At 66.5% G+C, this 11045-nt stretch carries 11 protein-coding genes and 1 pseudogene; 10 read left to right on the forward strand and 2 right to left on the reverse strand.

What is annotated here, in order from left to right; translation table 11 throughout:
- Positions 1-344 (reverse strand): annotated as a pseudogene (locus ACO6D5_RS27895) (CAF17-like 4Fe-4S cluster assembly/insertion protein YgfZ); the annotation flags it as partial.
- Positions 345-497: 153 nt separating this feature from the next.
- Here ACO6D5_RS27895 and mltG point away from each other — a divergent pair.
- The 5 genes from mltG (at position 498) to ACO6D5_RS27920 (ending at position 5095) form a co-directional block, all read left to right on the forward strand.
- Positions 498-1661 (forward strand): endolytic transglycosylase MltG, encoded by a 1164-nt coding sequence (gene mltG / locus ACO6D5_RS27900; RefSeq protein WP_485827189.1) that lies wholly within the window; start codon positions 498-500, stop codon positions 1659-1661.
- Positions 1658-2281 carry a dTMP kinase gene (gene tmk / locus ACO6D5_RS27905; protein ID WP_427958285.1) on the forward strand — a complete coding sequence of 208 codons (624 nt, stop codon included), beginning with the start codon at positions 1658-1660 and terminating at the stop codon, positions 2279-2281. The genes mltG and tmk overlap by 4 nt, the downstream gene beginning before the upstream one ends.
- On the forward strand, positions 2278-3327 hold the full coding sequence (gene holB / locus ACO6D5_RS27910; protein WP_088588307.1) for a DNA polymerase III subunit delta': 1050 nt from the start codon (positions 2278-2280) through the stop codon (positions 3325-3327). The genes tmk and holB overlap by 4 nt, the downstream gene beginning before the upstream one ends.
- 68 nt (positions 3328-3395) lie before the next feature.
- Positions 3396-4166, forward strand: coding sequence for a TatD family hydrolase (locus ACO6D5_RS27915; RefSeq protein WP_088588306.1), 771 nt, complete (start codon positions 3396-3398; stop codon positions 4164-4166).
- A 38-nt stretch (positions 4167-4204) separates the two neighbouring features.
- Positions 4205-5095 carry an ankyrin repeat domain-containing protein gene (locus tag ACO6D5_RS27920; protein WP_485827190.1) on the forward strand — a complete coding sequence of 297 codons (891 nt, stop codon included), beginning with the start codon at positions 4205-4207 and terminating at the stop codon, positions 5093-5095.
- A 55-nt stretch (positions 5096-5150) separates the two neighbouring features.
- Here ACO6D5_RS27920 and ACO6D5_RS27925 read toward each other — a convergent pair whose 3' ends face one another.
- A complete protein-coding gene (locus ACO6D5_RS27925) occupies positions 5151-5849 on the reverse strand; it encodes a GntR family transcriptional regulator (protein ID WP_006223400.1) in 699 nt (232 codons plus the stop codon).
- Between the two features lie 165 nt (positions 5850-6014).
- Here ACO6D5_RS27925 and gabT point away from each other — a divergent pair, with 165 nt between their 5' ends.
- From gabT to ACO6D5_RS27950, 5 genes are all read left to right on the forward strand, one after another.
- A complete protein-coding gene (gabT, locus tag ACO6D5_RS27930) occupies positions 6015-7373 on the forward strand; it encodes a 4-aminobutyrate--2-oxoglutarate transaminase (RefSeq protein ID WP_485827191.1) in 1359 nt (452 codons plus the stop codon).
- A gap of 11 nt (positions 7374-7384) precedes the next feature.
- On the forward strand, positions 7385-8365 hold the full coding sequence (locus ACO6D5_RS27935) for an aminopeptidase (RefSeq protein WP_485827192.1): 981 nt from the start codon (positions 7385-7387) through the stop codon (positions 8363-8365).
- Positions 8362-9135, forward strand: a complete 774-nt coding sequence (locus tag ACO6D5_RS27940; protein WP_280028517.1) for an enoyl-CoA hydratase/isomerase family protein — start codon at positions 8362-8364, stop codon at positions 9133-9135. The genes ACO6D5_RS27935 and ACO6D5_RS27940 overlap by 4 nt, the downstream gene beginning before the upstream one ends.
- 28 nt (positions 9136-9163) lie before the next feature.
- Complete coding sequence (locus ACO6D5_RS27945) at positions 9164-10363, forward strand: CaiB/BaiF CoA transferase family protein (protein ID WP_485827193.1); 1200 nt, start codon at positions 9164-9166, stop codon at positions 10361-10363.
- Positions 10364-10483: 120 nt separating this feature from the next.
- Positions 10484-11045 (forward strand): ABC transporter substrate-binding protein (locus ACO6D5_RS27950; protein WP_485827194.1); only part of this gene is annotated, 562 nt, incomplete at its 3' end.

An 11045-nucleotide genomic window follows, 5' to 3' on the forward strand; every position in this document is an offset into this window, starting at 1 on the left:
GCGGGGGCCAGCTTGACCTTGGCGCGCAGCACGAACATCGACAGGCGCTTGATCAACGCTTGCGACAGGTCCTGGCGGACCAGGCCATAGAGTTGCGGGGCATCATCCGCGCCGGGGGCCGCACGCCACATGACAAGTGTGGCCAGCAGGCGGCCCTTGGCGGTGCAGTAGCCCGCCAGGCGGGCGGCGTCGGCGGGCAGGCCGGTGACGTCTTGCGTCAGTTGGCCGTGCAGGAAGGTCAGGGCATCGGCGCCGGACGCGCTGAAAACCACAAAATCTTCCAGCGGGGCGCATTGCGCGCAACCTTCGGGGCGGACGGGGATCGAAGCATAGAAAGCGTGCATGGCGGCGGTGTTATCGCGTCATCAAAGAGCAGATGATAGCCGCCTTCCCCCTGTGCAAGCACCAAGCCCCCGACAGGCGCAGGGCTGTGCCGCGCATTCCGACCCCTCTTTTGCCGCGACAGGTCCGCCTGATCCATTAAACTTCTGGGACTTATGAAGAAGCGACTCCGTTTTTACGTCTTGTGGTCATTCCTGCTTATCGTGATTGCCGCCGCGGCAGCCGTGGGCGCCGCATGGAGCTGGATGCACCGGCCCATGCATTTACCGGCCGACAGGATCGATTTTGTAGTGGACCCGGGCAGCAGCCCGCGTACGGTCGCGCGCGCGCTCAATGCGGTCGGCGTGCCGATGTGGGAGCCAGGTTTTGTCTGGATGGCCCGCCTGACTGAGCAAGACAAGCTGATGAAGGCGGGGGGATACCAGGCCATCAATGGCGATACCCCCTGGTTGCTGCTGGAACGCCTGGCGCGCGGCGACATGACCCAACGCCAGATCACTTTCCTGGAAGGCTGGACCTTCCGCCAGATCCGCCAGGCGCTGCGTGAGCATCCGGACGTCAAGCAGACCTTGGGCGACACCAGCGATGAAGCGCTGATGGAGCGGCTGGGGTCGGACATCACGCATCCCGAAGGGATGTTCTTCCCTGATACCTATATCTTCACGCCCGGCAGCACCGACTACGATCTGCTGCGCCGCGCCTATCAGGAGGGCCAGCGCATCCTGCAGGACACGTGGGCCAAGCGCCAGTCCGGCCTGCCGGTGGCCACGCCTTACGAAGCGCTGGTGCTGGCGTCCATCATTGAAAAGGAAACCGGCCACGGCCCGGACCGCCGGCGCGTATCCGGCGTGTTCACCAACCGCTTGAAGATCGGCATGCTGTTGCAGACCGACCCCACCGTCATCTACGGCATGGGCGAGAATTACCAGGGACGCATCCGCAAGCGCGACTTGCAGACCGATACGCCCTGGAACACGTACACGCGTCCGGGCCTGCCGCCGACGCCGATCGCCGCCGCGGGCCGGGCGGCCTTGCTTGCTGCGGTGCAGCCCGAGCAGCACAAATACCTGTTCTTCGTTTCGCGCGGCAACGGGACCAGCGAATTCGCCGAAAACCTGTCGGGGCATAACCGCAACGTCTCCCGCTACATTCTGGGGCAGGGGCAGACCACGCGCCCGACCGCCGTGCCGGCGCCGGCGCCCGCGCCCACGCCTGCCGGGGCGCCCAGTGCCCCCGCAGCCGCGCCCGCCGATGCCGGCCCGGCTGCCGGCGCAAGCCCCGAAACCGATTCCGAAACAGCACAAGGACAAGATCAATGACCTCACGCGGACGCTTCATTACGCTGGAGGGCGTGGACGGCGCGGGCAAGAGCACGCACACCGTCTGGATTGCGGACTTTTTGCGCGCGCAAGGCGTGGAAGTGGTGTCCACGCGCGAACCGGGCGGCACGCCGCTAGGCGAGAAGCTGCGTGCCCTGGTGTTGACGGACACGATGGGGTTGGATACCGAGACCTTGCTGATGTTCGCGGCCCGCTGCGAGCATGCCAGCCAGGTGATCGAACCGGCGCTGGCGCGCGGGGCCTGGGTGGTATGCGACCGCTATACCGACGCCACCTACGCCTATCAGGGCGGCGGACGGGGCCTGGGCGCCGCGCGCATCGCCGTGCTTGAAGACTGGATGCAGGCGGGGCAACCCGACCGCACCTGGCTGTTTGACGTCCCGCTGGAGGTGGCTCGCGCCCGTCTGGCCGATGCCCGCGAACCTGACCGATTCGAGCGCGAGGGCGCCGAGTTCTTCGAGCGTACCCGCCAGGCCTATCATGCTCGTGCCAAAGCCGACCCCGGCCGCATCCATATCGTGGATTCCACGCAGTCCATCGACCAGATCCGCACGGAACTGGAGGCTGGGCTGCGTGCGCTCCTGGCCGTGCCGGCATGAGCGCACCCCAATTCCTGCCTTGGCAGATGGACACGGCGCGGGCCTGGCTGGGCAACCGCGACCGTTTCGCCCACGCCTGGCTGGTGCACGGCCTGGCCGGCATTGGCAAGCTGGATTTCGCGATTGCCGCGGCCGCCAGCCTGCTGTGCGAAACGCCCGAGAATGGGCTGGCCTGCGGCCATTGCGCCGCCTGTGCCTGGTTCGCCAGCGGCAACCACCCCGACTTGCGCCGCATCCGGCCCGAAGCCGTGGCGGTGGAAGAGGGGGCGGACGCCGCCGAGCCGGCTGAAGATGCCGAACCTGCTGTCGGCCCCGCCAAGCGCGCGCCGTCCAAGGAAATCCGCATCGACCAGATCCGTTCGCTGGAGTCCTGGTTCAATACCGCGACGCACCGCGGTGGTTGGCGCGTGGCGCTGCTGTATCCGGCCCATGCGCTGAACGTGGTGTCGTCCAACGCCTTGCTTAAAGTGCTGGAAGAGCCGCCGCCCCATACGGTTTTCCTGCTGGTGGCGGACGCCCCGGATCGCCTGCTGCCGACCCTGGTGTCGCGATGCCGGCGTTTGCCCCTGCCGGCGCCGGACCCGGACACCGCGCTGCAATGGTTGCGCGCGCAGAACGTTGAGCCCGCGCGCGAATGGCTGGCGGCGGCAGGCGGCGCGCCGCTGGCCGCGTTGCGCCTGGCGCAAGCGGGCGACACTGCTTGTCCACCGTGGTTGTCACAGCTGATCGGCCCGCTGGCCCAGGGGCATTCGCCCGACGTGGGCACCTTGGCCGAATCGCTGGAGAAGGTGCCGGCCAGTGAATGGATCGACGCGCTGCAACGCGTGTACACCGACCTGATGCTGGCCAACGCGGGTGCGCCGGTGCGGTACTTTCCGGCGTTGGCCACGGGCGTTGCCCAGGTCGCCGCACGCATGGACCGCGCCCGCGTGGCCGAAGCCGCGCGCTGGCTGACGCGCCAGCGCGCGCTGGCCACTCATCCGTTGAACGCCAAGCTGTTCGCGCACGCTACCCTGCAACGCGTGGTGCTATCCTGCCAAGCGTAAGTCCCTGATCCAGCGGCGATTCGCCCGGCAACGGGTTGGGGCGCCGCGGCTTTTTCTGTAGTCAAAACATGTACGTCGATTCCCACTGTCATTTGAATTTTCCGGAGCTGGCGGCTGATCTGCCGGCCATTCTTGACCGGATGGCCGCCAACCAGGTGACCCACGCGCTGGTGGTCAGTGTCAACATGCCCGAGTGGCCTGGGCTGATGGCACTGGTCGAACCGCAGGCGAACCTGTGGGCCTCGGTGGGCGTGCACCCCGATTACGAGGACACGCCTGATCCGTCGCCGGAAGAACTGGTCCGGCTGTCCGAACACCCCAAGGTCGTGGCCATCGGCGAGACCGGCCTGGACTACTACCGCCTGTCCGAACCGCTGGATTGGCAGCGCGAGCGCTTCCGCCGCCATATCCGCGCCGCCCGCGACACCGGGCTGCCCCTGATCGTCCATACGCGTGCGTCTGCCGAGGACACGGTGCGCGTGCTGCAGGAAGAGCGCGCGTCGGAAGTGGGCGGCGTCATGCACTGCTTTACCGAGAGTTGGGAAGTGGCGCAGGCCGCGCTGGACCAGAATTTCTATATCTCGCTGTCGGGCATCGTCACGTTCAAGAACGCCCAGGTGGTGCATGAGGTGGCCGGCAAGGTGCCGCTGGACCGCCTGCTGATCGAGACGGACTCGCCGTATCTGGCGCCCGTGCCATATCGGGGCAAGCTCAATGACCCGTCCAAGGTGATCCACGTAGCCGAGAAGATCGCCGACCTTAGAGGCATCACCGTGGCCGAAGTGGCGCAAGCATCCACCGACAATTTCTTCCGTCTTTTCAATAAGATAAAGAAATAAGTTAAACCTGATTATTCAATCTGATTCCTAGGATAGCCATGACCGCCCAAGCCCCGACCGCCCGTCACTTTCTGTTGTCGCGTTGCCGGGGAGCGCTGTTGGCCCTGGCGGTTGGGCTGGCGGCGCCGATGGCGCATGCGGCCAACCCTGGCGACTGGTGGGTCTACGTTGCCAATGACTATCCGGACGACATCAAAGACCTGCTGGCCCACGGGTCCGATCCCAACGTGCGCTACAAGAACGGCCAGCCTGCGCTGATGCGCGCGGTGGTGGATGGCGCCTGGAAGGTGTTTGACGTGATCGCCGCGGACAAGCGCACCGATGTGAACGCCGAGAACCCGGCGGGCGAGACGCCGCTGATGTACCTAGCGATCGCTGGCCAGACCGAGCGGGCGAAGACGTTGATCGCCCGCGGGGCGCAGGTCAATCGGCTGGGATGGACGCCGCTGCACTATGCGGCATCGAAAGGGCAAATGGAGATGGCGCGCCTGCTGCTGTCGAAAAAGGCCATCGTCAATGCACCGGCTCCCGGGGGCGAGACGCCGCTGATGATGGCGGCATTGGGCGGCAACAAAGAAATGGTGGACCTGCTGGTGAAGTCGGGCGCCGATGTGACCACGCGCGACCTGAAAGGGCAGAGCGCTGCCGACTGGGCCAGCAACGGCAAATCAGCGTCACTGGCGACCGAACTGACGGCCATGGTGGCACGCGCGGACGATGCCAAGCGTGCGCGCCGAGCCGCCAACCCGGCGCCTGCCGAGGCTGAGACGGCCCCGGTGCCGGAAGCGATCGCCCCGACGGCAGCGCCTGACGTGCCGCCCGCCCCGGCTGCGGCGTCGGGCAACGCGCCCGCGCCGGCGGCATCGCCCAGCGTGGGCGGCGTGTCGGGCGTGAAGCTGAACAACTACGACACGCCGGCTTCGCCCTGAGGCGCGGCGCCTGGCCCGGGCGGGTCAGCCACGGCTGGCCTCCCGCCCGCACCGCTTAAATTACGTAGTTCTTGTAGCGCTCGATGTACTCGCGGGCGCTGGCATTCAGTTCGCGCACGCAGCGCTCGGCTTCGTCGGCGTCGCCGCGAACCATCGCGTCCAGCAGGGCGCGGTATTGCTTGATTCCCATCTCTGAACGGCCCGGTAGCAACGCCACGCGGCGCATCGACACGCGGGTGCGGTCGTAGATGCGTTCGATCATGTCGCTGAGCACGGGGTTGCCCGCCAGCTCTTTGACGTGATTGCGAAACTGTTCGATCGTGGCCACGTGGGCCTCGATGTCGCCGTTCTTCAGGCTTTGTTCGAAGGGTTCGCCCAGCAGGGCCTGCATGGCCTCCCAATCGGCAGGCGTGGCATTGGCGATCGCCAGCCGCACGGCCAAGCCGTCCAGCGCTTCGCGCACCTGATAAAGCCGATACGTGGTTTCCATGTCGACGAGGGCGACGACGGCGCCTTTATTGGGAACCCGTTCAACCAGCGCGCGGTCTTCCAGCGTGGCCAGCACTTCACGCGCTTTGGCGCGCGGGATGTCGTAGGCCTGGGCCAGATCCTCTTCGGGCACGCGGGTGCCCGGCAGCAAAGCCTGCGAGGCAATGCGTTCCCGCAGGTCGCGGATGACCTCGTGGGTCGAGGCCGCCTTGCGCTGTTCTGTCGTGGCGGCGTCAGAGGGGGGATTGGCGCGTTTAGTGGGCATGGAGGCACCTGGATTGAGTCGCGGGAAGCATAGCATTATTTTGAACTCAAGATTGTGCACAATCAAGAATGCGAAATTGTAAATTGTCGTTGACACAATAAAACGCACAAGAATATAGTGACTTCACTTCGTCGGCTTACCCACGCATCCAAGGAGCCCAGGGCAATGAAAGACGCCGTGCAGTCATCTCAACTTCCTGGCCCGCAGTGCCAGGCTTACCTGGGGCGGCGCAATGCCGCCGTGGCGGCGGGCGTGGCCAACGGCCCGCCGGTATTTGCGGAACGTGCGGCGGGCGCGACGCTGACCGACTTGGATGGCAATGCCTTCATCGATTTCGCCGGTGGCATCGGCACCCTGAACGTGGGGCACGCCCATCCCGAGGTGGTTGCGGCGGTGCAGGCACAGGCCGAACGCTATCTGCACACCTGCTTCAACATCGTCATGTACCCGGGCTATATCGAATTGGCCGAAGCGCTGATCGATCTGGTGCCCGGCAACTGGCCCAAGAAGGCCATGCTGCAGACGACGGGCGCGGAAGCCGTGGAAAACGCGATCAAGGTGGCGCGGCGCGCGACGGGCCGGCAAGCGGTGGTGGCATTCGAAAGCGCCTTTCATGGGCGCACCTACATGGCGCTGTCTCTGACGGCCAAGGCGCCGGCCTATAAAAGCGGGTTTGGCCCCTTTGCCCCGGAGGTGTACCGTGCGCCGTTCCCCGTGCGGTACCGCTCGGGCGTGAGCGAGGCGGAATGCGCCCAGGCGGCGTTCGATGCGTTCCGCAGGCTGGTCGAAACCGAGATCACGCCCGAACAACTGGCGGCCGTGATCATCGAACCCATCCAGGGCGAGGGCGGCTTCCATGATGCGCCGCCGGCCTTCCTGCAAGCGCTGCGGGCGTACTGCACGCAGCACGGCATCGTTCTGATTGCCGACGAGATCCAGTCGGGCTTTTGCCGCACCGGCGAATGGTTCGCCACCGGGCATGCCGGCATCGAGGCCGATCTTTACACCATGGCCAAGTCGATGGGGGGCGGGCTGCCCATTGCCGCGCTAGTGGGTCGCGCCGACCTGATGGACGCGCCCAAAGTGGGCGGATTGGGCGGTACCTATGGTGGCAATCCGCTGGCCTGCGCCGCGGCGTTGGCGACGATTGCGGTCATGCGGCGCGAAGACTACCCGGCCCGCGCTCGCGACGTAGGCGCACGGGTGCGTGAACGCTTTGCGGCGTGGGCTTCGCGCTTCGGCATCGTGGGCGACGTGCGCGGCCTGGGCGCCATGGTGGCGTTCGAAGTGGTCCGGGACAAGATGGGGCACGAGGCGGCCGGCGACCTGGCCGCACAGATCGTGCAGGCGGCCTATCAAGGCGGGCTGATCCTGGTGAAAGCGGGCTTTCACGGCAACGTTATCCGGTTTCTGGCACCCCTGTGCATTACGGACGACGAGCTCGCCCGCGGGCTGGACATTCTTGAGCGCGCGGTCGCAGAGGCCCAGCAAGCGGCCGATGCCCGCACGCGACACGCGGCATAAAGGGGGTTGGCATGCACACGCTGTTGAAACTGAAGAACGCCCGCAAAGTGGTCAGCCAACTGGGCGCCGCCCGGCCCGGAATGGAAGTGCTGGTGCTGTACGACCTGTACACCGGTCACAACGTCGAGCCCTTGGCCATCGCCGTGGACGAAGCGGGCGCGGGCTTGAACCTGTTGCAGATCGCGGGGTCCGCACGGCATGGCCGCCAATTGTCGCCCGTGGTCGCCCAGGCCATGCAGGCCGCGGACCTGGTGATCGCGCTGACCCGCGCCAATGCCGCACATACGGACGCGCGCCAGCAGGCGACCCGCGCTGGCGTCGGCGTGATCGTCCTGCCGGAATCGCATCAGCCGGACTTCTTCCTGGCCGAAGGCTGGGAGGCCGATTTCGATGCCTTGCGTCCGCAGATCGAAGGACTGGCGGACGCCTTGACGCGGGCGGACACGGCGCGGGTGACGACCGAACTGGGCACCGACGTGACGATGAGCATTGCCGGGCGCCGGGGGCGGGCGCTGCACGGGTTTGCGAACACGACGGATATTTCGGCGGGGTATTGCCTGGAGTCCAGCCTGGCGCCGGTGGAAGGAACGGCCGAGGGCATGATCGTGGTGAACGCCAGCATTCCCGGCGTGTCGCTGATCCGCGACGAGCTGGTGCGCATCCATATCGAGAAGGGGATGGCGGTGGCGATCGAAGGGGGCGAAGTGGCCCGCCAGTTCCGCGACCTGCTGGCCAGCTTCAACGATCCGCTGGTCTACAACCTGGGCGAACTGGGGGTGGGCATGAACCCGCGCTGCCAACTGGATGGCACGATGCTGTCGGATGAATCCGTCTACGGGTCGATCCAGCTTGCGCTGGGCACCAGCGCCTATATCGGTGGCACGGTCAAGGCGGCGGCGCATTACGACACCATCGTCACGGACGCCACATTGACGCTGGACGGACGGGTAGTGCTGCAAGGCACCGACCTTCGGCTGGAGGAAGCGGCATGAGCATCGACCTGAGCCGCGAACCGGACGGCGTGGCAACCGTGCTGATGAACCGCCCGGCCAAGCGCAACGCCTTCACGCTGGACATGTACCGGGAGTTCGGCCGCCTCATGGGTGAGCTGGACGCCGATGACGGGGTGCGCTGCGTCGTGCTGCGCGGCGCGGGCGGCGCGTTTTGCGCGGGCAGCGACATCGCGGGCTTTGGCGACGAGCGCGATGGTGCGGCGCAAGCGGCGGACTATGCCGCCTTCACGCTGTCGATGACGGACAGGCTGAAGCACCTGCGCCACCCGACGGTGGCCTGCATCGAAGGCGTATGCGTGGGCGGCGGGCTGGAACTGGCGGCGTTGTGCGACATCCGGATCGCCGGGCGGAGCAGCCGGTACGGGATCCCTGTCAACCGGATCGGTTTGACCGTCGACCACCAGGAACTGGCGGACCTGATCGCGGTGATCGGCGCCACCCGGGCGCTGGAGATCCTGCTGGAGGGCCATGTCTTCGGCGCCGACGAGGCCATGTCCAAAGGCCTGTTGAGCCGGGTCGTGGACGACGGGCAGGTGGTTGAACACGCTTATGCCACGGCCCGCCGTATTGCGGCCGCCGCGCCGCTGGTGAACCGCTGGCACAAGCGTTTCGCCGCCCAGTTGCGCGCCGGCCGCCCGCTGACCGATGCAGAGCGCCGCGAGGCCTACGCGTGCTTCGGCACCGAAGATTACCGGCGCGGCCGCGAGGCGTTCGCGCAGAAGCAGGTTCCCGCATTCACCGGCCGCTGACCGGCCACTGAACCAAGACGGATCCGACATGACTCAAGCTGCATCCCCCCTGGCCGGCATCAAGATCCTGGATCTGTCCCAGATCATGGCCGGCCCGTATTGCACGATGGTGCTGGCCGACCTGGGCGCCGAGGTCATCAAGGTCGAGAAGACCGGCTCGGGCGACGATTCCCGCGAGATGGGACCCTATGTGAACGGGGAGTCCACCTGCTTTGCGCAGATCAACCGCAACAAGCAGGGCATCGCGCTGAACTTGAAGGACCCCGAGGCGCGTGAGGTGCTGTACGACCTGGCGCGGTGGGCCGACGTGGTGGTCGAGAACTACCGGGTGGGCGTGACCCGGTCGCTGGGCGTGGATTATGAGACGCTCTCGGGGATCAATCCGCGCCTGGTGTATTGCTCGATTTCCGGCTATGGCCAATCCGGGCCTTACGCGGGCAAGGGCGGTTTCGATCTGGTGGCGCAAGGCATGAGCGGCATCATGAGCATGACCGGCGAGGCAGGCGGTAGGCCATTGAAGTCCGGCATCGCCATCTACGACGTGGGCGCGGGGCTGACGGCGGTCTACGCCATCCTGGCCGCCTGCATCCACCAGATGAAGACGGGCGAAGGCCAGCACATCGACATCGCGCTGGCGGAATGCGGACTGCCGTGGTTCGTGTGGGAGGCCGCCGCCTACTTCGCCGACGGCACGGTGCCGGAAGGCACGGGCAGCCGGCACCGGGTGTCCGCGCCGTATCAGGCGTTCGACACCCGCATGGGCTTCATCATGATCGGGGCCGCCAACCAGCGCACCTGGGAGCGCCTGTGCACCGACGTGCTGGAGCGTCCCGAACTGGTTACCGATCCGCGCTTCGTGACCAACTCCGACCGGCTGGCCCATATCGCCGAGCTGGAGCCCATCCTTGAAGCCGAGTTCGCCCGCGCCGATGCCGCGGAATGGATCGCGCGCTGCGAAAGGGCCTCGGTGCCGTGCGGGCCCATCAATGATTTCGGACAGGCCATGCAAGACCCTCACTATCTGGCGCGCGGCATGGTGCAGGAGCTGGACCATCCCGTGCTGGGCACCATGAAGACCATCGGCATCCCCACCAAATTCTCGCGGACGCCGGGCGCCTTGCGCACGGCGGCGCCGCTGATGGGCCAGCACACCGACGACGTGCTGCGGCGCTTCGGCGTATCCGACGACCGTATCGCGGCCATGCGCGCCCGGGGGGTGATCGCGTAGACCGTACACCCGCAGCAGGCAGTACCGAAGTTGCATCCAAGCCACAAGGGGACGCCGGCGTCGCGCACGCCGGCGGCTATTCGAAGTTGAACAACGATGTTCACGCCGCAAGGAACCTTCATGACGCAGCCCACTCATTTTTCCCGACGCGATTTCCTCGCGGCCAGCGCCGCGCTTGCCGCCTCCGGCGCGGTGCCCGGCCTGGCCTGGGCGCAGGCCCAGGCAGCGCCGCCATTCCGGTTGGGCGCGCTCAATTCCATCACCGGGGTAGGCGGGCCGTACGGGCCTGCCATGCTGGAGGCCATCAAGATCGCCATTGCGGAAGTCAACGCAGCGGGCGGCGCGGCGGGCAGGCAGATACAGCTGTACGCCGAAGACGACCAGACCAAGCCCGATGCGGCGGTACTGGCCGTGAAAAAACTGATCGAGATCAACAAGGTTGAAGCGGTGGTGGGCATCTGGCCGTCGTCGGTCGGGCTGGCCGCCATGCCGATCACCAACGCGGCGGGCCTCATCACGATGAACACCTGCGGCGCGCCTGAGATGCTGACCGAGAACAAGCAGGGGCTCGCCTGGATGTACCAGGCGTCCAACGCCGTGTTCGGCCGCGCGTTCGCCGAAGTGGCACGCCAGCGCGGCTTCAAGCGGCCGGCGGTGATGGCGTTCAACAATTCCACCTTCG

Source organism: Achromobacter sp. (assembly GCF_057314935.1).